This window comes from Paenibacillus lacisoli (assembly GCF_030580655.1).
Lineage (GTDB): Bacteria > Bacillota > Bacilli > Paenibacillales > Paenibacillaceae > Paenibacillus > Paenibacillus lacisoli.
In genome coordinates this window covers 1-24,495 of record NZ_JAUQTB010000018.1, presented here as the reverse complement: position 1 = coordinate 24,495, position 24,495 = coordinate 1, and the positions used below count along the sequence as shown (strand labels likewise).

Here is a 24,495-nt window from a genome sequence, read left to right as displayed (position 1 = left end):
AACCGCAAAATAAGCCTCAGCATATATACTGCCAAGGCTCTGATCAGGCAGCGTTCCCGCTGCTTCCTGTTGACCTGTCGTTATCTCATTGTGTCATAATTTCCGTCTGCTGCCATATGATGTGCTGAGCAAAGGACCTATACGCAGGCTTCGCAGCACACAAAAATAATCAGTTACTGCAGCGGATTTGCCAGCAGACTTAATTCGGGATAGACCTCCAGATATTCTCTGCAATAATCGCAGGTCACCCGGACGGTCATTTCTCCATTCGAATTATAGGCTATTATATCTCTCCGTTCGGCAGGGGTCAAGAAATGGAAACCGAGCTGGGCTTCGGTCACATGAGGGGCATCAATCCGCCCCAGAAAGGTATTGCAGTGCCTGCATACATAGTTTACGGCCATAAGTATGCCTCCTGACATAGAATATACCTTTAGTATGCCCTTGTAAGGATGTTTTTAGCCGCTGCTCTGCCCGGTTACATTAACCGTTAAACTTGGCCATCGTCTGCTCAAACGTATGCTTCAGGCTGAATTCAAGTGCATCACAAGTGCTCTCGATGGTCTTTTCCAGCAGATCCTGGTCTTTCTTCGGGAAAGTACCCAGAACATAATCAATGATCGCATGACCTGGCTCCGGCCGGGATATACCCATACGTACACGATTAAACTGTTGGGTGCCCGTATGCTGGATGATCGACTTGATGCCATTGTGGCCGCCAGCACTGCCTTGATAACGAAGGCGCACCTTGCCGATCTCTGTATCCATATCATCATAGACAACGATTAGATCATCCAGGCTTGCTTTATAATAGTCCATATAGGCCCGAATGGATTCGCCCGACAGATTCATGAATGTCATCGGTTTGATCAGCACGATCTTTTCACCGCCGACGTTCCCTTCACCCACCAATGCTTTGCATTTGCTCTGCGTGACCGAAATACCATGGCGGCGGGCCAGGTCATCAATAGCCATAAAACCGATATTATGCCTTGTTTTTGCATACTGAGGGCCGGGGTTACCCAGGCCTACAATCCACTTCATGTGCAATACTTCCTTTCAAGAGCGGTTTTTTTTGATAGAATAGTAGATAACTATGTTTAGGAATGCATATTTTGTGACAGAGGGAAGGCGAAGCCACCTTGCGTGATCTGGGCGATATTCTAATCTATGACAGCCAATTTCTGTTCCATCTGAAGCACCGCGTCCCTGTCCAGGTTTATGAAGGGGAGCTTCATGTGGAAGTCGGGCAAATTGCCCGCTTTAACGATCATTTTGTAGAAATTGGCCAGACCTTGTTTAATCGCAAACGATTCACTTTCGTATCGAGACCCGGCTATTAACCGGCTGCCGACGGTCCCGATGCCTGTATCTACGTTGCGTGCCGCAGCACGCCGACAGGGGTTACATTATCCGGCGACGGAAATGTAACCCCTTTTGTAATCAAGTCGAACTATTCAATTTCAAACAGCTTACTGATTGACAATTCCTCATGAACACGGATGATTGCTTCACCCATGAGCGGCGCGACCGACAGGACTTTCAGTTTGCTGGTCGGGTTTGGATGTGTGATTGGAATGGTATCCGTTACGATAACTTCCTTCAATGGTGCATTCTCCAGGCGCTCCATGGCTGGTCCGGACAGTACCGGATGGGTACAGCAGGCATATACCTCTTTAACGCCGCCTTCCATCAAGGCATTGGCACCCAGCACAATAGTACCCGCGGTATCGATGATGTCATCGATCAGGATCGCTGTTTTACCTTCAATGTTACCGATAATGTTCATGACTTCGCTCACATTCGGCTCTGGACGGCGCTTGTCGATAATAGCAAGCGGCGCGTTCAGGAAATCTGCCAATTTACGCGCACGAACCACACCCCCGTGGTCCGGGGAGACAACAACCGGATTCTCAATTTGTTTGGAGCGGAAGTACTGAGCCAGAATCGGTACGCCAAGCAGATGGTCCACCGGGATGTCGAAGAAACCTTGAATCTGCATGGCATGCAGGTCCATACAGATCACGCGGTGGGCGCCGGCTTTTTCGATCAGATTCGCGACCAGCTTCGCCGTAATAGGATCACGGGAGCGCGCTTTGCGGTCCTGACGTGCATAACCGTAATAAGGAATTACCACATTGATGCTCTTGGCTGAAGCACGCTTCAGGGCATCCACCATCACGAGTAGTTCCATGAGGTTGTCATTCACCGGGGCGCAGGTGGACTGCACGATGTAGACATGACAGCCGCGTACACTCTCAGAGAGCTTTACCTGAATTTCACCGTCACTGAACGAGGTGGTATGGGATTCGCCCATTGGAATTCCGATATAATCGGCAATCTGATGAGCCAACTTGGGGTTGGAGTTACAAGTAAATATTTTTAATTTGGAATCAAAATAAGTCATAAGATAAATGCCCTCCGTGCTGGTTCATTCAATTGGAATCGTTAAGCCCGCTTGCTTGTCGGCACCGTCCCGCAGGACGATTACTGTAATCCGCCATTTATTACACTGCATGCCGTAAGGCACACTGTATCGTTCATTGTTAAACGATTAAGATTGGTCTTTGTCCTTTTTGGCTTTGGCACGTGCCCGGATTTTGCTGGCATAGCCGCTTTTGTTCTCCTGGCGTGTCCGCGCGATGGCCAAATCATTGTCAGCGACATGATGAGTAATCGTGGAGCCTGCCACTACAAAAGCACCTTTACCGACCTTAATCGGGGCCACCAGATTCACATTACTGCCGATGAAGGCATCATCTTCAATTTCGGTAACAGATTTATTATATCCATCATAATTGACGGTTATCGCACCACAGCCGATATTCACGTTCTTGCCCACTCTGGCATCTCCTACATAACTCAGATGGGAGACCTTGGAGTGATCGTCAATGCTGGCATTCTTGACTTCTACAAAATCACCGATCTTCACGTGCTCACCAAGCTTCGCACCCGGACGAAGATAAGCGAATGGACCTACTGTTGTATGGGCGCCCACGATGGCTCCGCTCAGAACAGAATGTTTGACTTCTGATTCATTATGAATCTCAGAATCCTCAATATCGCTCGAAGGCCCAATGATACAGGATTCGCCAATGACGGTCTTGCCCTTCAGCACAGTCCCCGGATAAAGAACCGTATCAGAACCGATCTGTACGTCTGCTCCAATGTAGGTAGAGGACGGATCAATGACGGTAACTCCATTCAGCATATGCTTCTTCACAATGCGTTCACGCATATACCCTTCTGCTTCCGATAAGGCCACACGGTCATTAACACCGATGGACTCCGACACATCCTTGGTCAGGTAGGCTTCAACACCTTCTCCTTCACTGCGGAAAATACCGATGACATCTGTCAGGTAATACTCCTGTTGAGCATTCTGGTTTGTAATCTTCTCCAGCGCAGCGAACAGCTTGGCATTGTCAAAGCAGTACGTACCGGTATTAATTTCGGTTACTGCCTGCTCTTCCGGACTGCAGTCCTTCTGCTCTACAATACGCAGTACGCCGCCGTTGCCGGCATCCCGAATGACACGCCCGTAACCGGTCGGGTTTTCCATCTGGGCTGTCAGTACAGTGGCCGCCGCACCGCGGGTTTCATGCAGCTGCATCAGTCCTTCAAGTGTCTCGGATGTGACGAGCGGCGTATCGCCGCAGATGACAATCGTCGTTCCTTCCTCATTGCCTAGCAGAGCTTTCGCCTGTTTCACCGCATGTCCGGTTCCCAGCTGCTCTTCCTGCAATACATATTCAGCGTCAGCGCCCAAATAGGCCTGTACCGCTTCGGCGCCATGGCCCACCACCACAATACTGCGGCTGACACCCACGTTCTGCACCGTACTCAGCACATGCCCTACCATCGGTTTGCCGCATACAGGATGAAGCACCTTATACAGCTTCGATTTCATTCGTTTCCCTTGACCTGCGGCAAGAACAACAGCCAACCTTTTCAAGAATCTGACCTCCTAGTCCAACAAGCAACGATCTGCTTATTCTCGATACTGTAATATCTGTCTATATCATATTATACCTGATTTACCTGTGTTCGTATCATCACGATGGGCATCTGTGTTCCTGTGCTAACCGCTGGAACCCTGCCGTCTCTCTAATAACTCATTAAAGAATATATATCATTCCAGAGGAAAAGAAAAGAGAGCCACAGTTTTATGGCTCTCTTTTCCTTTGAACCCCAATAGTTCTTAGGCACCTTCTTCAATTGCTACTTCTTCGGTTGCAGCGCGTTCATATTCAGCCAAAACAGCGGCTTGGATCTTCTCGCGTGTACCGGAGGAGATAGGGTGTGCTATGTCACGGAATTCTCCATCCGGAGTCCGTTTGCTTGGCATAGCAACGAACATTCCATTGTTCCCGTCAATGACGCGAATGTCGTGAACGACAAACTCTTCGTCGATGGTAATGGATGCAATTGCTTTCATTCTCCCCTCTGAGTTAACCCGGCGGAGTCTGACATCCGTAATCTGCATGTGTGTATTCACCACCTTTTCTCATTCGAGACTTGGTGTATAATTCCACATATCTGCAGAGAATTCCTTCTTTTTCGGTTATAAAAACTTCCTAAAATCAGGAATTTTTTTTGGAACCTGTGACTTTCGACACAATTGCCAACAATTCTTTTCCATCCGACAAATAATTGTCCAAAGTTTTACAGATCAAAGTAGTTTCCCGGCTTCACGGCGATCTGTTTGCTCCGCGGATCCACCACGGTCAGGTTCGCCAACGAGACATAATCATGCAGCAGACGCTCATCATTATCAACCGATCCGGACTCTACCAGAACACCAACACCCGCAACGGTGGCATTAAATTCCGCCAGCAGATCCACCATCCCCTGGATCGTTCCCCCTGCCTTCATAAAATCGTCCACAATCAGCACCCGTGACTTCTCCTTCATGGCCCGCCGCGACAGTGACATGGTATGCAGACTCTTGTGTGAGCCTGATACATAGTTAATGCTTACTGCCGACCCTTCGGTTACCTGATGGTCACGGCGCACGAGCACGACCGGAAGATTGAGCTGAGCTCCTGTAGCATAGGCCAGCGGTATCCCTTTGGTTTCTACCGTCATTACTACATCGATATCCTGATTGCGGAACGCTGTAGCTATCATTTTACCTGCTTCGTTCATAATACCAGGCTCACCCAGCAGATCAGACATATACAGATAGCCGCCAGGTAATATACGATCCGGCTGTGCCAGCTGCTCACAGAGTCCATGGATAAACTCCAGGGCATGCTCCTTCGCCAGATGCGGGATATACTTCACGCCTCCGGCTGCACCGGCCAGCGTCTGCAGTTCACCCGTGCCTTCGTCCTCGAACACTTCCTTGATGATTGCCAGATCCTCACTGATTGAGGATTTGGCCGCTCCGTAACGTTCAGCAAACGTGGTCAATGGGATTAGGGTGTGGGGACGGGATAGCAGAAATTGAGTCATCTCCACCAGACGTGCGCTTCTTTTTAATTTTTTCACCAAAATTCCTCACGATCCTCTGGAACACCCACATCAGGTCGCCGCAGCCCAGTAACGGAAATGGTCACAATTACTGTCCACGGAACCACACTCATCTAACGACCCAATGCCATGGATGTCTAAATCCGAATATTCTAAAGTAAATATAACATCTATGTACGTAAATATACAATAGAAGATGTTTGGGTTGGAATGTTTTTACTATTATTAGGTCAAAAGCCGCACAGCGTATACTTCTTTGCAAAAACCGCGCAATCCGTTATAAATCCGTGCAACCTTGGACTCCTTTGACACAAGCCCGAATACCGTTGGACCGCTGCCTGACATCAGTACACCATCTGCTCCCAGTCTCAGCATCGCATCCTTAAGCTGCTGTACCTCTGGGTGCAGCTTCAGGGTTACGTCCTCCAGCACATTGCCCAGCTCATGGCAGACCGAAGCAAAGGATTGATTTCGAATTGCCTCCTCCATCCGCCGGGCAGAAGGATGAACAGTGATCTGGTCCGCCCGGACTCTGCCGTATACCTCCGCCGTAGATACATTGATCGGTGGCTTGGCCAGGATGACCCAGCACTGCGGCGGATTCGGCAGCGGTGTAAGCATTTCGCCGCGCCCGCTCGCGAGCGCTGTCCCGCCTGTAATACAGAAAGGCACGTCTGAGCCGAGTTCGGCTCCCAGCTCACGCAGTTCGGCATCCGGAATGCCCAGCCGCCACAGACGATTCAGACCGCGCAGTGCGGCCGCAGCGTCACTGCTGCCGCCAGCCAGACCGGCGGCAACCGGTATTTTTTTATCCAGATGAATATAGACTCCAGTTCGCACATTGTAGCGTTCCTTAATCAGCCTCGCAGCCTGAAAGGCAAGGTTCTTCTCATCCAGCGGAATATAGCCGGCCTGGCTTGAGATGATGATGCTGTCGCGTGGAAGCTCAGACATTTCCAACCGGTCTGCCAGATCAACCATCGTCATAATCATTTCAACTTCATGGTACCCGTCACTCCGTTTATGTAATACGTCCAGCATTAAATTGATTTTAGCCGGTGCTTTCTCATATATCTTCAAGGCGTTCACCCACCCTTATGTATGCGTCAAGACAACTTAACATATTATATCAGACCTACGGTGTCAAGTCATTTTGCGGGATTGGGCGTATACGGAAAAAGCGAAAAAAGGAGACAAGCTCCCTTTCCGCCTTTTGCCCGCAGCATTTACGATTTACGGGAAGCAGCCTGCTCAGCCAGCTGAATGGCACGTTTCACCATATTACCGGCATCCTTCGCCTTGATTCCGCCCCAGCCTTCCTGCTGAACGGTGTCATAAAAGCCGAGATCCTTGGCCAGCTCGTATTTCAGTTCCTCCGACATCACGCTTCGTCTTCTGCGGCTCATGAAATATGCCCCCTTATTCGTCATTGGTTAATACGGCCTTCCTCACTAGTATGCCGTCCTGCCGCAGAGTCATTCCGCCTTTTCCTGTCAGCTGTTCTCGTCTGCATGTATAAAAAAAGCAGCCCTGCACTGACGTGCAGAACTGCTTGTCCAAACGTTATGACTCCATATACTCCAAAGGCAGCTGAAGATCTGCATTGCAGACCATCACTTCCACTGATTCTGTCAGTATATCCGCATAACTGTAAGATACTCGCTTGAATGTTTGCTGCTCCTGATCGAGCTTTACAATAAAAACAGAAGGGTACGTTTCTTCCAAGACTCCAGTTCGCTCAATCGTCTTACGACGTCCACCATTTGCACGTAATAAGATTTTCTCACCAACATGTTCGTCGAGACTGCGTTTAATCTCCAACAGCGTAGTTTTAGCCATTGCTAACGACCACCTCTTTTCTCATCCATTATACCAAACAGGAGGGCAATTGTCAAATCAAATGAAATATTATATCAACAACGAAAAACGATTGTCAATATATTTTTTCACTCCTATTCGGATTGCCCTGGATTGATACTTTAGTATGAACCTTAGGAGCCATTCCTATCCTTTCTGCCAAAACAAAATAGCCCTCGATTAGAGGGCTGTAAAGGATGCCTGGCGAATGCAGCACAGCATTATATAGCTGAAGGGGTTACTTTTAACGTAGACAGATCATTCAAGCGGGGCAGGCCGATCCGGTGGCTTCCCCGTGTCTCTACACCGCCTACACCTTGACTGCCGCTAATCGTATGGTGCAGAACATCACCTAGATTGACCATCTCCCGAATCGAGGTAAATGACGCCTTAGCTGCCACATACACAGGATCCAGGGCATGAATGAGAATCCGCCCCGGTGAGCTGGCAAAATTAGCCCCCGCACGCAGCAGAGCCTCAAAATGCGACTGGCAGGCCCCTGCTACAATCGTTAGCGCATCCAGACTCCGCTCATACTGTCTTGCCGCTTGAATCGCCGCTATAAAATTCTGTGAGTTCTTGTAGCTGCTCAAGCTGTAAAGGTCGTAAGGCTGGCGCTGCTTAAGTACACCATCATGACCCGTAATTACCACAATATCAGGCCTTACCCGCGGGAGCAGTCGGTACAGGGTGTCTGCCATCGCCGACTCATGCACATGGTGGCCTTCCGCTGGTACGCGAAGCTGTTCATAGAGCGCCATGCTTTTCTGCAGGTAAGCAGCGTCACCATCCAGATGCAGTACCTTGCCCGGCATTTCAAAATAAGAAAGCTCCTTCGTGCCCTGCCACTCTCCATTCTCCAACAGAGCTCTATTCCGCTGAACCTGCTCTTCACGGTCCTGCTGCAGCAAAGACAGGGATTGATGCGCTTTGATCTGTGCGCGTTTGGTTTTACCACTCATGGGGTCTGCAGGGACCTGAATCAGGTCCTCCACGGGGGCATCGGCCAGCAGCCGAAACTCTGTACCCTTAATTACGGCCTGCTGGTGCTGAATGCCTTCGACCCGAAAGGTTACATCAGCGCCGTAAGATTTCCGGACGACCAGGTCTCCAATGTTCATCAACGATTATCACCTCTCCCCTATGGTATGGGCCCATAACCACTTTGGTTCATCCTAACCTGCCTTAACGCCAAAAAACCGCCCGAAGGCGGCTTATCGAAATGTAATTATGAAGAATCAGGAGATTCCCGCAGCCAGCAGTACATCGCTGAGCCGTGCGAATTCCTCTAGACTGAGCGTCTCGCCGCGGCGGGAAGGCTCAATGCCTGCCTGCTGCAGCAGAGGGTCCAGCTGATCCTTGTTTTCTTTGGTGAAAAAGCGGCTTTTCAGGTTGTTCGAGATGGTCTTGCGCCGCTGGGCGAATGAGGCTTGTACGACTTCGAAGAAATGCTGCTCGTCCTGCACCTGAACAGCCGGTGTTTCCCGGACCTGGAGACGGATGACGGCAGATTCCACATTCGGCTGAGGAATAAACACCGTATGCGGTACGACACATACCAGCTCCGGCATGCTGTAGTATTGAACGGCGATACTAAGGCTGCCGTAATTTTTGGTGCCCGGTGAGGCTGCCATCCGCTCCGCAACCTCTTTCTGGATCATGACCACAATATTCTCCAGCGGCAGCTTCTCCTCGAGCAAACGCATCAGAATAGGGGTCGTTACATAATAAGGCAGGTTCGCAACCACACTCACTTTATCGAGGCCGGCAAAGTCCTCCCTGAAGATCTCCTGCAAATCGAGCTTAAGCACATCGCCATGCCGGACATGAACCTTAGAATAAGGCTCCAGCACTTCCTGCAGAATCGGCAGCAGCCGCTGGTCAATCTCAACAGCTGTTACGCGGTCAGCCGTACGCGCCAGCTTCTCGGTTAGCGCGCCAATACCCGGGCCGATCTCCAAAGCTCCCTTGGTTTCATCCAGGCCTGCAGCTGCTACAATTTTGTTCAGTATATTCTGATCGATCAAGAAATTCTGACCCAGGCTTTTCTTGAAGGAAAACCCGTGCCGCTGAATAATTTCCTTCGTTCGCCGCGGTGTGGCGATATCATCCATGCTTTTCAAACCGCTCACCATCCTTCATGTTCCAATTGCTCTACAGCAGCAGCAAATTCCTCACGACTGATCTGGAAAGTCATCAGACGCTTATGGAGCTGCTTACCATTACAGTATCCGATACCGAGCACATTACCCAGCTTCATACGGCGTTCAGATGCCTGCGGGTGCACCAGCAGACCCGCCTGAACCAGATCACTCATGTCGATCAATTCAGGGGCTCTCTCATAGGTCGAGTGAACATGTGCCAATGCGTGGCGGATAGCATCCGGTGAAGCATTCTCTACCCCGATATCGCCCTTACGTGTCGCATCCTTCTCAGGTATGAAAGCATGCTTGCAGCCGGGCACTTTGTTGGCCACAATTTTACGGATACGCTCACCCGCGTGGTCCGGGTCGGTAAAGATAATAACCCCACGGCGTTCCTGCGCCAACGCGATTTTCCGCAGGGTTGCTGCATTAATGGCTGAACCGCCGGTCTCAATCGTATCCGCATCAACTGCACGCTTAATCGCTACTGTATCATCCCGGCCTTCGACGACAATGACTTCCTTAATCACAATCGGTCTTCCCTTCTTATTCCTATATCCAAACAAAAAGAAGAGGACATCGCCTCTTCTTAGCATCGCATTTTGATGATCATTATATTATAGCATTCATGCAGTAATGTAAAATGAATTAGTTCAGTTCTGGTTTGACCGGCCCGATCACATAGACCGTCCGTCCGGACTTGCGGCCAAAATTACGCGCAGCTGACAAAGACTCATAATACACATCGATTTTGTTGCCTTTTATGGCGCTGCCGGTATCCTCCGCACGGCGGAAGCCCAGTCCTTCAATATAGACCCACCAGCCCATTGGAATAACACTTGTATCTACAGCGATTGTTCGTCCTTCCGTTACACGGGAACCCGATGCGGTACGTGTGCCAATTCCCGGCTCCTGAGAAGAGTACGCAGTCATTGATACATTTTTCAAAACTTTTTTATACTTGAACTGGACACCAGATCTGCTGATCACGTTACTGTCAGAGCTGCTGCTTACCTTCTTCACCGTTGCTGCTTTGGTTTTCTTGGTTGTTGCAGCTGCTGTTGTCGCCTTCTTTGTCTCTTTGGTCGTTGTTACTGCTGCAAGCACGACTGGTTTTGGCGCCGGCTTCTTCTTGGTTCCGACAGCGATGACCTTATCCTGACGGCTTACTTGAACTTCCTTGCCGGTCATTGTCTTGGTGATCAGCTTACCATCCTGAAATACCTTCTGAATGTGCTGTACCACGACACCGGACTGACCGCGCTGAATGACCCGATTGTCACCCGTATAGAGGCTTGGGTCTGCTGTCTTGATTACCTGGAAGGGAACAGTGACCTTGTTCTGGGCCGTTTGCTTCTCCACACGGACAATACGAATGTCCATGTTGGCCGTCACAGCCGCAGATTTGGCAGGATATACTTTATCGTTACCGGATACCTGATAGCCCAGCGTGCCAATGGCATCCTTAACCGTATTTTCTGTCGTGTATTGTGTCTTCGTTTGGCCGTCCGCGATAACACGAATCTGTGCAGCACGCGTAATTTCGACCTGATCACCATCCAGCAGCGCGCCGTTCAACGGCTTCGATACCTTATCGTGAGGATTGATGACAATCGACTGTTCAGCCAGCACTTCCTGAAGCAGCGATTTACGAGTCTCAACAGTCGTTGGTTGACCATCGATAACAAAGGACACCTGTTTTTTTCCTTGACCATTGATAACTAACAAGATCAAGACTGTAAGTGCGATTGAGAAGACAGCGGCCAGTGTAAGTTGACGCATTTTCTCATGCTTCCATCGCAACGCGTAAGACTTGCTGGATGATCGTGACTCATGGGTATCCTCTGGTTGAAAGTTGCCCACTTCCTCCGTCCTCCTCCATAGCCCCGCCGTCAAGAGTAACGCATGATAGGATTTGACGCGACTATAACAAATTTTCTACAGGACCTGCCCAAACCTCAGACTGCCCTGCACCTTGAACCCTTCTTCGCTGCATGCTGCCCGGCCACCCTGACTGCGAGTGAACGGCAGAGTTCCATTCTCCAAAACAAAAGAAGCCAAAGAAAGAGTGCTTAGAGAGCTCTTTCGCGGCTTCCTGAATGTCTGAACAAACGGAGTTATCATGCCCGAGGTTGCTTCTCTCTTATTACGCTTACGGGGTTAGCTGTCGGGTTCGGACGTGAGAGTCGCCCTATCTCAGGTCACCCGCTCATGGCGGACGCCCTTAAATTCACCCCAAAGACCCACAAAAGAAATCAAATACGGAAGCGGCCAATCTTCAAGCCATCATCCCTATCGGTTCCCCCGTTCTCCTAACGGAGATTAAGCGAGAATGGTTCATGGATGTCAATTGCTGAACACTTCACTCCATGCCAATGAACAACAATTCACTGAAAAGATGATATCCTGTTTGGATACGGATTGTAAAGCTGCGTTCAAGAGCGTTTTTCTAAATATCCGGTTAAAATTTTGTAATATTCTTGTTTTTTCCTTAACAAATTCTTGATTAACTCCGTCTAACTTCATTTTTTGCTGGTTTTACTCCTGTTTTCACTGAATGTCAAATCGTTCCAGTGCATTTTTGGTTGTGATTTCCACCAATTCTTCAACGGACATGCCCCTGATTTCGGCTGCAGCCTCGGCCACCAAACGGACATGCGCAGACTCATTTCGCTTCCCGCGGAAGGGGTGTGGTGTGAGGTAAGGAGAGTCCGTTTCGATCAGCAGACGGTCGATAGGAACCTGTGCCAGAACCTCCTTGGGCTGCTTCGCATTTTTGAATGTAACAGGCCCTCCGAAGGAGAGATGAAAGCCCATATCCAGAGCCATTTTGGCTGTATCCCAGCTGCCGGAGAAAGAGTGCATAATCCCGCCGATCTCAGAAGCCTTTTCTTCACGTAAAATCCGAATGGTATCCTCATGGGCATCCCGGTTATGAATCACGATCGGCATCTTCAGCTCACGGGCCAACCCAATCTGCTTTCGGAAAACTTCATGCTGAATTTCCTTCGGTGAAGTATCCCAGTAGTAGTCCAGACCAATCTCGCCGATCGCCACCACTTTGTCATGACTGCACAGAGATGCGATCCATTCCAGATCCCCCTCTTTCATCGTAATGGCATCCTGCGGATGCCAGCCAACAGCAGCATAAATAAAGTCATAGGTTTCTGCGAGTTCCATCGTACTTGGAATCGTTTCGCGGTTAAAACCGACATTGACCATGCGTGTCACACCAGAGTCATAAGCACGCTGGATGACCTCCTCACGGTCTTCATCGAACTGGGAAGCATCCAGATGGGTATGGGTATCAAACAGATTCATGTTTCAATTCTCCTTTTTTCGTTGAATATCTATGTTATTCGTTGAGTATCTATGTTAATCGCCTATTTATCGAACAGCTGTCGAATCTCGGCAGGAAGACGGGACTTCACAGCCTCAACTTTATTGTGCGGAAAATACATATGATACTTCCCGCGGTGAATCCCGCTGATGGAACGGACAATATCAGAAACTTCAGATATTTCCCTCACATTCTGATGCCGGTCCAGCAGTAAGATCTGCTTCTCGGTGGAATGGCCATCCGGTCGAAACACATCATACGGAAGATCCGTTGGAAAATCAATTTCCATATCATAATGAGGATGGAGCCCCACCGCCAGGAAAGCCTCGCGGACCTCATCGATCATTCCCATGTCCATATTCTCTATTTCTACATATTTATACAATCTCCGATCCAGAAATCGGCTGCACAAGTCACTCAATACCGAATCCTTTTCATTTCGCCACTGAGCAAATGAAGTTTGAATTAAGGCCTCGTCCAGCATCAAATATTCCTTTACTGACAAATTTCCCGCCAATAGGCCCGGAATTGGATCCAACATGAATTTAAATTCATAATCTTGAGTAACCAGTTCTTTGAGCCTGCGGAAGATCTGTCGCAGCAGAATTTCAGAGCTGCGGGTTACCGGATGGAAATAAACCTGCCAATACATCTGATAGCGCGACATGAGATAGTCCTCAACGGCATGCATGCCGGATTCTTTGACCACAATACGTCCATCATGAGGTCGGAGCATGCGAAGAATACGGTCCATATCAATGGTTCCATAGTTTACACCGGTAAAATGAGCATCACGCAGCAGATAGTCCATACGATCCGCATCGAGCGGGCTGGATACCAGATTAATGACGATAGGCTTATCATAGGTTTTACAGATTACAGCTGCGACCTTCTCAGGGAAATCTGGCTCGATCTGACGCAGTACAGCATTGACCTCGGTGTCTCCCAAAATAATGCGGCAGGTCCACTCCTCATGATGCATCTGAAAAGCCTCTTCTATGGAATGAGAGAAAGGTCCATGGCCAAGATCATGCAGCAGCGCTGCACATAAAGCGACCATCCGCTCTTCCTTAGGCCATCCGCTGTCCTTACTGCGCTCAAATTGGGAGATAATCCGGCGGGTAATCTCATAAACCCCTAAAGAATGCGAAAATCGGCTGTGCTCAGCACCGTGAAAAGTCAGATAGGTGGTACCCAGCTGGCGAATGCGCCGCAGCCGTTGAAACTCGACTGTATTGATTAACCGCCAAATGGCCACATCCTGAACATGAATATAATTGTGTACCGGGTCTTTGAATACTTTTTCTTCCGTCAGCTGCTGCTGCATTTCCATTCACTCCTTTTTAAACTTATGTAAGCGTGACTTTGTCGGTTTTCAACAAGTTTACGACATTTAATGTCGAACAATGTCGAATATTGAGTAATCCTTGTTTTCCAAATCGACATTTTCAGCAAAAAGGTACAATTATAACAATATCCTATAGTGACGCAACCTCAAGCCCTATAAGGAAAAACGAATTTTGTATACAATTATTTTTCGTGTTGACTGATTTGGGAATCGTTGGTATAGTAATTATCATAAAACATAAAATAATGTCGAATATTGACACTTATAATTTTGGTGGCGAGAGGAGCCTGAATCAGTTATGATGAAATCAACAGGTATTGTTAGAAAGGTCGATGAACTCGGTCGTGTCGTAATTCCAATTGAATTGCGTCGTACTCTGGGAATCGGTGAGAAAGACGCCCTTGAAATTTATGTAGACGGCGAGCGCATCATGCTCAAGAAATACGAGCCAGCTTGTATCTTCTGCGGCAATGCCGAGAATGTTACATATTTCAAAGGTAAAATTGTATGTCACGAATGTATCTCTGAAATCCCTGCACCTGTGACAAAATAAGAAAAGTAGTATATAATACTAGTAATCATTTATTTGTTAATTCTAACCTTTTTCATATCTCCTTTGAGCCTTCCGCGATTGCTTGCAATCGCTGGAAGGTATTTTTTTGCCTTTGTACTTCAGTTTGTACCCGTGACAGGGGGGAATCAAACGTTATGGTTTTCCTATATGTACTTCATGTCAGGTTAACCTGACATGTTCAATTACAGCAGGGCATTATAGACGTCCCGTTTGGCCAAGCCACGGTCTGAGGCTGTCTTTTTCATGGCCTCCTTACGATTCATTCCTTCTGCTTCATATTTGGATACATGCTCTTCCAAGGACAGCTGCTGCCACCACCCCTGCTGCTCCTGGTGTTCGATGACTGCACTTTTGCCTTCCACCAGCAGACAGTACTCTCCGAGAGGCGGGTGCTCCTCCAGCCACTGCAGGCACTCGCTTACCGTACCCCGAACAAATTCTTCATGCAGCTTAGTCAGCTCCCGCGCCAATACCACCTGACGCTCACCTAATGTCTCTTGCAGAACCGTCAAGGTCTTCGCCACCCGATGGGGAGATTCATAGAAGATCAGTGTCCCATTAGCCGCTGTGAATGAAGACAGCAGAGCTGAGAGATCCTTCTTTTCCCGGGGCGGGAACCCGGCGAATGTAAACCGTTCTGTTGACAACCCTGATGCAATCAAGGCCGACAATGCTGCATTGGCTCCGGGGATCGGTACTACAGCAATCCCCTCCGCTATAGCCAGCTTCACAAGGTCAGATCCCGGGTCAGAGATCGCCGGCAGACCGGCATCACTAACCAGCGCCAAATTTTTTCCTTCTATTATATATCGTATTAATTCCGGGCCGCTGGCAGCTTTGTTGTGCTCATGATAACTGAACAGCTGCTCAGGTGTAATGTCGAAGTGGGTTAGGAGCTTGCGGGTCTGGCGCGTATCCTCGGCGGCAATGATCTGACACTGCTGAAGAGTTTGCACTGCCCGGTAAGTCATATCTTCCAGATTGCCAATCGGGGTTGCGACCAGATACAGCGTACCAGCTCCCTGGTTCTCTTTGCCGTAGCTTTTTTGCACATTTATGCTCATACTCCATTCTCCTTCTTTTCTGCCGATGCAGGAGCCTCCCCATAGTAAATGCTCATCAACTCGGTGCAGTAGATTCCCTGATCATTATAGACAATCAGCGGAGGCAGTAGGCGAACATCCGGTTTGCCGTCACGCAGGGCTTCGATCAGAACCATATTGGCCTCCAAATGAGCCTTGGGGTGAACAAAACGAATACGCTTCGGCTCCAGACGATACTCCCGCATCAGTGAAATAATTTCTCCCAGCCGCTGCGGGCGGTGTACCATGGATACTTTACCGCCGCTGCGGACCAGCCTGGTGCAGGCTTGGACTACCTCTTCCAGTGTGCATCCCAACTCATGCCTTGCCATCGCGTGATGGGTGTTTTGTTTGATGTCACTGCCATTCAGCGGCATATACGGGGGATTCACCGTAATGGCATCATACTGTCCATGACCTGTTACCTGCACCAGTTCGCGTAGATCTCCTTCCCGGATCAAAATCCGGTCTTCCAGACTATTCAGAACCACGCTTCTGCGGGCCATATCAGCCAGCCGCGGTTGAATCTCAATGCCTTCAATAGCCGCCTGAGTACGCGTTGTCAGAAGCAAGGGTACAACCCCATTCCCCGTACACAAATCCAGTATTTTACCCTTGGGCGGTATTCCCGCAAATCGTGCCAGCAGGACAGCATCCATGGAGAAGCTGAATACTTCATCACTTTGAATGATACGCAAATCGTGGGTTAACAGGTCATCCGTCCGTTCAGATGGATACAGCTTAACGTTCATATTCATCCTCTTTCTATCTATGCAGACTTGAAAAAAAACCGTAGGCTCAAGACCTACGGTTGTCTATTTATTCAAAAATGACAGGCAAAACAGGCAATCGCCTTCTGTTCTTAAATGCCCGTAATAAACATTACATATATGAAATCCTTCATGATACAGCCTTGCCAGATTATCGTAGCCCTCGCTAACTACCTCTTCAGCCGGCCTCTGCTCTTCCTGGACCTTGGTTGAAGCCTTGGGCGCCTTCTCGGCTTGCTCCTCGGCAGCAGTATCACGTTTAAGCATTTTGCGCAGCTGTTCGTTTTCAATACTCAAGTGCTGGTTCTCTTCCAGCAGTTCCTTCACTGCCAGCTTCAATTCGCCCAGTTCACTGTGCAGCTGCCCCATTTGTGTTTCCATTTCATGAATGCGCGCAAAAATATTTATTTTATCCAAGTTTCCACCCCGAAAGCAACCCTAAAATGGTCTACTTAACGACTACTTCGTCCATTGGAAGTTCCTTGACTTTACTGATTTCAAACAGCTGAACATGGACCGAACGACTTCCGACATTGATCCCTACCACTTTGCCATCACCCATAGAGGTGACGACCAGCTTGCCCACCTGCGGCATTTCTTCACGGCTGCTCTCATAGTTATCATGTTCGAATTTTAGGCAGCACATAAGCCGTCCGCATAAGCCGGAGATTTTGGTCGGATTTAGTGACAGGCTCTGATCCTTCGCCATTTTAATGGACACTGGTTCAAAATCACCCAGCCAGGAGCTGCAGCATAATACCCGCCCGCATGGGCCGATCCCTCCGAGCATCTTGGCCTCATCCCGTACACCAATCTGACGCAGCTCAATTCTTGTCCGGAAAATACTGGCCAGATCTTTCACAAGCTCACGGAAATCCACCCGGCCTTCTGCCGTAAAGTAAAAAATAATCTTGTTGCGGTCAAATGTGAATTCGACATCTACCAGCTTCATCTTCAGATCATGATCCTTGATCTTGTTCAAGCATGTACCAAAAGCGTCACGGGCAGCCTGTTTGTTCTCCTCAACCACCTGGGCATCCTGCTCTCCCGCGATGCGGATCACTTTCTTGAGCGGCAGAACCACGTCTGATTCCTCGACTTCCTTCCGGCCGATCACAACTTTACCATATTCAATTCCGCGTGCTGTCTCAACAATGACACAGTTGTCCTTCTCGATTGGAAGATCCAGCGGATCGAAGTAATATATTTTGCCCGCCTTTTTGAAACGGACACCTACTACACTATACAAAAACTTACCCCCTTATGCCTGTAACCTCTATATGGAGATTCAGCAGAGGAAGCATATGAAGGTACATCGTCTGCCAATCATGACCTGCAAGTGTACCGCAGCAGTATTCTTTATATATCAAGACCCTGATTTAGCCGCATAATCAATTATTCACCCAAAGGAGTTATGTCAAGCTATGCACGGGCCAAACCCATCAGAAACTGCTCGACACAGAGCTGGCCATTCACATTGTAACGAAGCTTCTTCCTGCACTCCACGGCCAAATCCATATAGGAGACCCACTGCTCGGTGCTGCGGGTGACGGCCAATTTAGATATGGTATCCAATTGATCTATAAAAATAATGCTCTCGTGCCTTCCATACTGGAAATGCAGCATATCCTTCAGCCACAAGTGAAACAAATGAAACAAGGTGTCCAGATGCTCGGCGAGTCCTGTCTTGAACACTTTTTGCTGCGCAAGAATAAGAGAAGAATTGCCCCTCTCCATGGACTCCTTCCCTAATTGTAACACTACGTTTCTAATTTCTGCAAACCAATTCTGCTGGAGAATTTCTCTACAGGAATCAAGTCCAGAAGCCAAATGAACTACACAGCGTGACAAGGCTGCGGGATATCCTTCATGTGACAACTCCTGCATCATCATATCCGGATTGAGAGGGGTAAACGGTACCCACTGAGCCCTTGACTGGATTGTTGGGAGCAGAGCCTGTCCATTATCACTAATTAGAATGCCAACGGCTGGCACTTGAGGTTCTTCCAAAAATTTAAGCAGACTGTTCGCGGCCTGTACCGTCATTTTATCAGCCTGCTCAATGATATATACCTTGGGATTGCCGCTCTCCGACCGATAGGTGAAGATACGCTGCAGTTCCCGGATTTGATCGATTTTGATACTGGCTCCTTCTGCATGCACAATGTGAAGATCCGGATGGTTACCGTGCGCTACCTTGCGGCACTCCAGACATTCACCGCAGGCATCATCCTTCAATTGTTGACAAAAAAGGGCTTCTGCAAACGTCAGGGCGGTTTTCATCTGACCGCTGCCTGCCGGACCGCTGAATACGTACGCATGGCTGATTGCCTCTTTGCGCAGCGAATTTTGCAGCAGCCGTTTCGCCGCATCCTGCCCCATAATATCCTGAAAAGACATATTTCCTCACTTTCCTGCCGTACTCCTCAGAACGCCAGGTTAATCAGCATCCCGCGAATTTCACCCATCCGCTGCAGCAGATCGATCCGGCCTTCCTCAGTATCCAGAAGTTCCTCCGCCATGGAGAGCAAAGCAGCATCGACCTCATCGATCAGCTTATACCTCTTGCTGCGTCCGCGCCGATCCCATCCCTTCGTATCTTTCATGGATACCCCGCGGCGAACCGTTTCCTCCAGAAAACGTTTGACCAGCATCCGGTAAGCCTTCAGCTCTCTTACGGTCATAGAGCGGGCAAGACGGTCTCCCTGCATCTGAATCTCCTTGAAGCGGCGGTTCAGCTCATCCTGCGACGCCTGTTCACCATGCCGCTGCATGATATCGGAGAAATTTTTGGGCTGTACGGTCTTGGTACTATTATCATTGTGGGTTAGTCCGCTCTGCAGCGGACGATAGCCCGGATTAATTTTCAATGCGATTCCCTGCTTTCCTTACAAAGCCGTCTGATCAGCTGATCTCACTCCAGACTGCACTCTGCTTCCATTATAACTACAATATCGGAATCCCATGCAGGAGTGTTAATATATAATGTAATTAAAAGTGCTCGAAGCGTTCAACTGGCATTACGAACACAGTCGCTCCACCAACTTGAACTTCAACAGGAAGCGGCAGATAGGAATCGGTTGTTCCACTCATAGGAGTAACTGGCGTGACCAGCTGCTCACGTACTTTACAGCTGCTCCGGATGACGTTCATAACCGCTTCTACCTGACTGTCGTCAACACCGATCATGAAGGTTGTGTTTCCTGCGCGCAGAAATCCGCCGGTACTGGCCAGCTTCGTTGCTCTGAAGTTTGCTTTGACCAGTCCACTGGAAAGTCGGTTACTGTCTTTGTCCTGTACTATCGCTACAATCAGTTTCATCCTAACCCCTCCTCTTAATCATACCACGGAGCAAACTCCGTTCTTTAATGATTTGACATTTCTCTGCGAAAATCCTCTAAAATCCACATCTCAATCTGTTTAATCAGATCTGCTTCTACTTCCTCTATGCTCTGATCCGCATTGACTACCTTGATCCGCTCGGGATAGCGGGAAGCCAGCAGCAGATATCCCTCTCTCACTTTACGATGAAAATCAAGCCCCTCCATATCCAGACGGTCCACTTCATGACCACGATGTGCCGCAATGCGGGCCAGGCCAGCCTCAGGCTCAATATCAAGATATAACGTCAATTCCGGCATCCGTTGGTCAATGGCAAATTGATTGATGCTCCACACCTCTTCCATACCCAGTCCCCTAGCAAATCCCTGATAGACCAGACTGCTGTCCACAAACCGGTCACAGATGACGATACTGCCTTCTTCCAGAGCCGGCTCCACTTTCTCCACCAAATGCTGACGGCGGGCCGCTGCATACAGCAGGGCTTCTGTACGTCCATCCATAGAAGTATGGGCAGGATTGAGGATGATAGACCGGATCTGCTCCGAAATATCAATACCGCCTGGTTCCCGTGTCAGGATATAGGGCAAATGCTGATCCTCGAAATAACCGGCCAGCCGCTGAAGCATTGTCGTTTTCCCGGCTCCCTCTCCTCCCTCGAACGTGATGAATTTACCTTTTGCCTGCATGAATCTACCTGCTTTCCAATCCACATTTTCTTCCGTATGCCTCTTATCGCGGTGAGAGTTATACAGAATATAGAGGAACCTTTTGATTAGCTAATTTTGCCATAATGATTTTATAAGAAGATACGTAACTATTTTAAGTGCTTATATCTGCTGCTGCATGACTCTGACTGTATGCAGGGACGCATCAGCACAGCCTTGGCATTTGACGCGGTGGTGGGACAGCCTCAGAAGCTGGGCTACCATACCTGCAGAGATTTTCTCCCCTGCATACAAGATAGGGATTCCTGGCGGGTAGGGAATGACCATTTCCGCTGAAATACGGCCTGCTGCCTGTTCCACAGGAATTGCCTCGATATATGCGGCGTTCTGCGGCTGTATACTAAAGCGTACAGGTAGAGAGTAATTAGAGACGCTTGTATTGTTCCACGTGGAAAATATTAGGTTCGGAGCCTGCCCTGTCTCCTCTTCTACTGTTTTGCTCTCTTCGGTGAAGACCCGGGCTTTTACCATTTGTGCATGTATATGCGTCAAGGCTTGTAACAGGTGAATCGTATCCTCCATTTTAGAGCCAAGAGTAAATAACAGCACTACGTAACGGTCATCGCTCATCTCGGGTACGCACCCTGCCTGCTCCAGTTGATTCTGCAGCTCATAACCGCTCCATACATCTTCCCGGTCATAGACTGATATTTTGAAAGGGTCTTGAGAAGTATAGCCTCTTTGTCCATCTGATGGTGACGGTTCAATGAAGCCAAAACGCGGAAGCTGTTTAAGGCCCTCCTTCATCGCCTCTACGGCACGAAGTCCTTCTTCAAATGCCTCTGCCCCTAAAACATGCACGTGCCTTCTCGCTAGATCCAGGGAAGCCATGAGCGGGTAAGAGGGGCTTGAGCTTTGGAGCATGGCTAACCGCTGACGGATGAGCGTCCGGTCCAGGTAATCCCCCTGTACATGCAGCATGGCGCCCATCGTCATTGCCGGCAGCATCTTATGGGTGGATTGCACCACGCCATCTGCTCCACAGGATAACGCAGAGGCAGGCAGCCCTGCATGCAGTCCATAGTGAGCTCCATGCGCCTCATCAACCAGAAGCGGGACTCCGTACTGATGACACAGCTCAGCTGCCGGCGTCAGATCACTGCCCATTCCATAGTAATTAGGCATAGTCAGCAATACACCCTTTGCATTCGGATAAGCTGATAAAGCAGCCGCTATAGTCGTAGTCAGAGGCGCGACAGGAAGTCCACTGTATTCATCCACGTGTGGCGTCAGGAAGACAGCTTGGGCTCCTGACAGCATTAACCCATGCACTACTGACTTATGCACATTCCGCTGAACTAGCAGGATGTCACCTGGTTCGGTGCATACAGACAGGATCATCGCCAGATTTCCAGCTGTACTCCCCCCGACTAACAGGAAGCTCTCCGCTGCACCAAAACAGTCTGCAGCCAATGTTTGAGCCTTTTCGATCGCCCCTTCGGGGTGATGAAGATCATCTAACCCAGTTATCTCGGTTGCATCGATCATCATGACGTCACGCAGTAGCTCTGCCTCCTGCGTATCCGCATATACTTGGCCATTTTTATGACCTGGCACATGAAAGGACTTCTTCTTCCCCTCGCGATAATGAAGCAGAGCTTCATACAGAGGTGCGCTTGTTTTCTCGAGAGTCATTGCTATACTTTCCTTCCGGTCTAGGTATCTACCCTATTCTATCTTACCTTGAATCAAACTCTCAATGGAAATTCTCAAACAAAAAAGGCCCATCAGGCCCTGGCATGTCACTACTTATCCTTCTCTATAATTTCCGCATCTTAGCATCAGGCATTTTTCTGAACCCAAATTTGCTTCATCTGATGGATAAAAAAGTCATATCTCGCATCTGTCGCCTCTGTATGCACCATTTCCGATTCACAGTCCTCGCAAATGAATTCAGAGACAATCATAATTCCTTCCTGCTTCTCCTGGCTGCAGATAATGCAGCGCTGCGTACTTGTTTGTTCCATAACTATCCCACCTTGCTCGTTTTGCTATCAGTATGGTACAGTTTCTATTATTTTAAACCTTTTCATAGTGCATGGATATCCCTAATCATATAGGTATGCGCACAGCAAGCAGCAGGTGTCTGTACTCCTTTAGTTTTGAAACGAACACTGCCCTATCTTCACAAAAACAACCCATCAGCCGATATTATATCCATTAGGACCCCAAGCGTTATCATTGAAATCCCTTTACATACATAGATAACACCTTAGAATATATAGGTTGATGTTGTGTCCAGCCGCGCCGGGCACCCCATAAAAATTTTAATAGAGTTGGAGAAGGAGGCTGGCTGTATCTATGCCCGTAGAGACCGGCACACAAGCTACATATTATCAGTACCGTCTGATTAAAAAGTTAACGATTACCACATCTTTTTTGTGGATCTATAGATTGCTTCCTGTCGTGATGCTCATTCTTCTTTTATTGGTATTTGACTGGTCGAGCATTTTATTTTTTTCTCTGGCCGGACTTGTTATGGCATGGCTGCAATTTGTTATTTCGCACTCCGTATTGTTTATCAATGGAACCAGCGTTCGCAAGCGATGGAAATACAATTGGAATCTACCCTGGACGGGGTATATGCCTGACCAGCATGTCGGTTATCGTATTTTTCAGAGGATTCAAGTACATATTTCCTGGATTGGGTTATGTTTTGCTCTGGTATTTCTATTCTGGTCTCCACTTCCGTTTACACTCAGTTTGATTTTTTGGCATCTATGGCTGGCCAGTCCTAAGATCTATGTACTTTATCGCCTCCAAAGGGTGACCAAAGGTGGCATGATCAAATTTAACACGGAAGATGTTTCTTACTATCAACCCTAATGGTTTAAAAGAAAAAGACCTTCGCTCTCGTTCATATGCACAGACTTGTCTAGAGTTGCATGCATATTGCTGGAGCTGAAGGTCTATTTAGTTAATATCTAGGCTGGTGTCAGCCGCTGCCTTTTGCTGTTTCGGGACCAGAATAGTGAAAAATCCATCATGGACCGACAGCTGAACCATTTTCCGATCTTTTATAAAAACCCGTTTGGACGGCGTTGACTGCTTTGTTTCTTCTGTCCAACCCCAGGCCGCAATTTCATTTAGGTACACCTCAGGAATGTCCTGATTCTCTTTAATACCTGGCAGCGCATACCGGACATAATCCATCTCAGGATTGTCAGCTGTTCGGTCGGTCTTGTTCGCTTCCTTCGGAACCGGAAAGTTTTTCTCATTCAGGGCTCCTTCGAATGAAGTCCATGAAGGCTTCGTGTCGCTACAGCCGGCCAGGATTAGCATAATCATACATAGCAGGAATCCCGGGAACAGCCATTTCAATCGCTGCATAACCTTCCTCCCTTCATTCATCCAGATCTAAAATAAACTCTATAGTTCTTCTTACAACTCATTGTGTGTAAAAATGCAACTTTAGATCTCAGAAAATTAGTTCTTACCTCCTTTTATTATATCGGTTATAGGTCCATTAACCGTAACAAAACTGTTACTTTAATTTAAGGTATTAGGAATTACGAAACCGGCTGCTTAGAGAGTTTAAACAACAAAAAAACCACTGTCGATCACTCAACAGTGGTTTTCATATGCTTGGCAACGTCCTACTCTCCCAGGACCCTGCGGTCCAAGTACCATCGGCGCTGGAGGGCTTAACGGTCGTGTTCGGGATGGGTACGTGTGGAACCCCTCCGCTATCGCCACCAAACGAATAACAAGGTTTTGCACCTTGAAAACTGGATCCGAAACAAACATGCGATCTAGCTGCTTACCGGATGTCTCCGGCAAGCTTGTAGGATAAGCCCTCGACCGATTAGTACTGGTCAGCTCCATGCATTGCTGCACT

29 protein-coding genes, 1 rRNA gene and 1 riboswitch are annotated in these 24,495 nt (G+C 48.5%); of the genes, 3 read left to right on the top strand and 27 right to left on the bottom strand.

Annotation, left to right across the window (positions count from 1 at the left end):
* Positions 1-173: 173 nt before the first annotated feature.
* A complete protein-coding gene (locus tag Q5741_RS19545) occupies positions 174-404 on the bottom strand; it encodes an anti-sigma-F factor Fin family protein (protein WP_305025795.1) in 231 nt (76 codons plus the stop codon).
* 79 nt (positions 405-483) lie between these two features.
* On the bottom strand, positions 484-1,044 hold the full coding sequence (pth, locus tag Q5741_RS19540; protein ID WP_305025794.1) for an aminoacyl-tRNA hydrolase: 561 nt from the start codon (positions 1,042-1,044) through the stop codon (positions 484-486).
* Between the two features lie 98 nt (positions 1,045-1,142).
* Here pth and Q5741_RS19535 point away from each other — a divergent pair, with 98 nt between their 5' ends.
* A complete protein-coding gene (locus tag Q5741_RS19535; RefSeq protein ID WP_305025793.1) occupies positions 1,143-1,343 on the top strand; it encodes a hypothetical protein in 201 nt (66 codons plus the stop codon).
* A gap of 110 nt (positions 1,344-1,453) precedes the next feature.
* On the opposite strand, the gene Q5741_RS19530 is transcribed toward Q5741_RS19535, so the two are convergent.
* From Q5741_RS19530 to Q5741_RS19470, 13 genes are all read right to left on the bottom strand, one after another.
* Positions 1,454-2,407, bottom strand: coding sequence for a ribose-phosphate diphosphokinase (locus Q5741_RS19530; RefSeq protein WP_305025792.1), 954 nt, complete (start codon positions 2,405-2,407; stop codon positions 1,454-1,456).
* Positions 2,408-2,554: 147 nt separating this feature from the next.
* Positions 2,555-3,955, bottom strand: a complete 1,401-nt coding sequence (gene glmU / locus Q5741_RS19525; protein WP_305025791.1) for a bifunctional UDP-N-acetylglucosamine diphosphorylase/glucosamine-1-phosphate N-acetyltransferase GlmU — start codon at positions 3,953-3,955, stop codon at positions 2,555-2,557.
* Between the two features lie 246 nt (positions 3,956-4,201).
* Positions 4,202-4,486 (bottom strand): septation regulator SpoVG, encoded by a 285-nt coding sequence (gene spoVG, locus Q5741_RS19520; protein WP_305025790.1) that lies wholly within the window; start codon positions 4,484-4,486, stop codon positions 4,202-4,204.
* A 179-nt stretch (positions 4,487-4,665) separates the two neighbouring features.
* Positions 4,666-5,493 (bottom strand): pur operon repressor, encoded by an 828-nt coding sequence (purR, locus tag Q5741_RS19515; protein WP_305025789.1) that lies wholly within the window; start codon positions 5,491-5,493, stop codon positions 4,666-4,668.
* Positions 5,494-5,700: 207 nt separating this feature from the next.
* Positions 5,701-6,555: a 4-(cytidine 5'-diphospho)-2-C-methyl-D-erythritol kinase gene (ispE, locus tag Q5741_RS19510; RefSeq protein ID WP_305025788.1), complete on the bottom strand. Its 855-nt coding sequence runs from the start codon at positions 6,553-6,555 to the stop codon at positions 5,701-5,703.
* 146 nt (positions 6,556-6,701) lie between these two features.
* Positions 6,702-6,881: a small, acid-soluble spore protein, alpha/beta type gene (locus tag Q5741_RS19505; protein WP_305025787.1), complete on the bottom strand. Its 180-nt coding sequence runs from the start codon at positions 6,879-6,881 to the stop codon at positions 6,702-6,704.
* 157 nt (positions 6,882-7,038) lie between these two features.
* Entirely contained in the window at positions 7,039-7,314 is a 276-nt protein-coding gene (gene veg, locus Q5741_RS19500) for a biofilm formation stimulator Veg (protein WP_305025786.1), read from the bottom strand.
* 239 nt (positions 7,315-7,553) lie between these two features.
* Positions 7,554-8,453: a sporulation peptidase YabG gene (gene yabG, locus Q5741_RS19495; protein ID WP_305025785.1), complete on the bottom strand. Its 900-nt coding sequence runs from the start codon at positions 8,451-8,453 to the stop codon at positions 7,554-7,556.
* A gap of 117 nt (positions 8,454-8,570) precedes the next feature.
* Positions 8,571-9,446, bottom strand: coding sequence for a 16S rRNA (adenine(1518)-N(6)/adenine(1519)-N(6))-dimethyltransferase RsmA (gene rsmA, locus Q5741_RS19490; protein WP_407074391.1), 876 nt, complete (start codon positions 9,444-9,446; stop codon positions 8,571-8,573).
* A gap of 14 nt (positions 9,447-9,460) precedes the next feature.
* On the bottom strand, positions 9,461-10,006 hold the full coding sequence (rnmV, locus tag Q5741_RS19485) for a ribonuclease M5 (protein WP_305025783.1): 546 nt from the start codon (positions 10,004-10,006) through the stop codon (positions 9,461-9,463).
* Between the two features lie 118 nt (positions 10,007-10,124).
* On the bottom strand, positions 10,125-11,339 hold the full coding sequence (locus Q5741_RS19480) for a 3D domain-containing protein (RefSeq protein WP_305025782.1): 1,215 nt from the start codon (positions 11,337-11,339) through the stop codon (positions 10,125-10,127).
* A 270-nt stretch (positions 11,340-11,609) separates the two neighbouring features.
* Positions 11,610-11,815, bottom strand: a riboswitch (cyclic di-AMP (ydaO/yuaA leader).
* A 211-nt stretch (positions 11,816-12,026) separates the two neighbouring features.
* Positions 12,027-12,797 carry a TatD family hydrolase gene (locus Q5741_RS19475; protein ID WP_305025781.1) on the bottom strand — a complete coding sequence of 257 codons (771 nt, stop codon included), beginning with the start codon at positions 12,795-12,797 and terminating at the stop codon, positions 12,027-12,029.
* A gap of 62 nt (positions 12,798-12,859) precedes the next feature.
* Entirely contained in the window at positions 12,860-14,143 is a 1,284-nt protein-coding gene (locus Q5741_RS19470) for an HD domain-containing protein (RefSeq protein WP_305025780.1), read from the bottom strand.
* A gap of 319 nt (positions 14,144-14,462) precedes the next feature.
* Between Q5741_RS19470 and Q5741_RS19465 the strand changes: the two genes are divergently transcribed.
* On the top strand, positions 14,463-14,717 hold the full coding sequence (locus tag Q5741_RS19465) for an AbrB/MazE/SpoVT family DNA-binding domain-containing protein (protein WP_305025779.1): 255 nt from the start codon (positions 14,463-14,465) through the stop codon (positions 14,715-14,717).
* Between the two features lie 203 nt (positions 14,718-14,920).
* Here Q5741_RS19465 and rsmI read toward each other — a convergent pair whose 3' ends face one another.
* From rsmI to Q5741_RS19415, 10 genes are all read right to left on the bottom strand, one after another.
* Positions 14,921-15,802 (bottom strand): 16S rRNA (cytidine(1402)-2'-O)-methyltransferase, encoded by an 882-nt coding sequence (rsmI, locus tag Q5741_RS19460; protein ID WP_305025778.1) that lies wholly within the window; start codon positions 15,800-15,802, stop codon positions 14,921-14,923.
* Complete coding sequence (locus tag Q5741_RS19455) at positions 15,799-16,572, bottom strand: tRNA1(Val) (adenine(37)-N6)-methyltransferase (protein ID WP_407074389.1); 774 nt, start codon at positions 16,570-16,572, stop codon at positions 15,799-15,801. The genes rsmI and Q5741_RS19455 overlap by 4 nt, the downstream gene beginning before the upstream one ends.
* Before the next feature lie 63 nt (positions 16,573-16,635).
* On the bottom strand, positions 16,636-17,007 hold the full coding sequence (yabA, locus tag Q5741_RS19450) for a DNA replication initiation control protein YabA (protein WP_305025776.1): 372 nt from the start codon (positions 17,005-17,007) through the stop codon (positions 16,636-16,638).
* A gap of 31 nt (positions 17,008-17,038) precedes the next feature.
* On the bottom strand, positions 17,039-17,839 hold the full coding sequence (locus Q5741_RS19445; RefSeq protein WP_305025775.1) for a PSP1 domain-containing protein: 801 nt from the start codon (positions 17,837-17,839) through the stop codon (positions 17,039-17,041).
* Positions 17,840-18,012: 173 nt separating this feature from the next.
* Positions 18,013-18,990: a DNA polymerase III subunit delta' gene (holB, locus tag Q5741_RS19440; protein ID WP_305025774.1), complete on the bottom strand. Its 978-nt coding sequence runs from the start codon at positions 18,988-18,990 to the stop codon at positions 18,013-18,015.
* Positions 18,991-19,016: 26 nt separating this feature from the next.
* On the bottom strand, positions 19,017-19,460 hold the full coding sequence (locus Q5741_RS19435; RefSeq protein WP_305025773.1) for a YaaR family protein: 444 nt from the start codon (positions 19,458-19,460) through the stop codon (positions 19,017-19,019).
* 121 nt (positions 19,461-19,581) lie between these two features.
* Positions 19,582-19,911, bottom strand: coding sequence for a cyclic-di-AMP receptor (locus tag Q5741_RS19430; protein ID WP_305025772.1), 330 nt, complete (start codon positions 19,909-19,911; stop codon positions 19,582-19,584).
* A 44-nt stretch (positions 19,912-19,955) separates the two neighbouring features.
* A complete protein-coding gene (gene tmk / locus Q5741_RS19425) occupies positions 19,956-20,618 on the bottom strand; it encodes a dTMP kinase (protein ID WP_305025771.1) in 663 nt (220 codons plus the stop codon).
* Positions 20,619-20,759: 141 nt separating this feature from the next.
* Positions 20,760-22,292 (bottom strand): aminotransferase class I/II-fold pyridoxal phosphate-dependent enzyme, encoded by a 1,533-nt coding sequence (locus tag Q5741_RS19420; RefSeq protein ID WP_305025770.1) that lies wholly within the window; start codon positions 22,290-22,292, stop codon positions 20,760-20,762.
* 146 nt (positions 22,293-22,438) lie between these two features.
* Entirely contained in the window at positions 22,439-22,624 is a 186-nt protein-coding gene (locus Q5741_RS19415) for a sigma factor G inhibitor Gin (protein WP_305025769.1), read from the bottom strand.
* Positions 22,625-22,958: 334 nt separating this feature from the next.
* On the opposite strand from Q5741_RS19415, the gene Q5741_RS19410 reads away from it, so the two are divergent.
* Positions 22,959-23,483 (top strand): hypothetical protein, encoded by a 525-nt coding sequence (locus tag Q5741_RS19410; protein WP_305025768.1) that lies wholly within the window; start codon positions 22,959-22,961, stop codon positions 23,481-23,483.
* 87 nt (positions 23,484-23,570) lie between these two features.
* Here Q5741_RS19410 and Q5741_RS19405 read toward each other — a convergent pair whose 3' ends face one another.
* On the bottom strand, positions 23,571-23,987 hold the full coding sequence (locus Q5741_RS19405; protein WP_305025767.1) for a hypothetical protein: 417 nt from the start codon (positions 23,985-23,987) through the stop codon (positions 23,571-23,573).
* 253 nt (positions 23,988-24,240) lie between these two features.
* A 5S ribosomal RNA gene (gene rrf, locus Q5741_RS19400) occupies positions 24,241-24,357 on the bottom strand.
* Positions 24,358-24,495 lie beyond the last annotated feature (138 nt).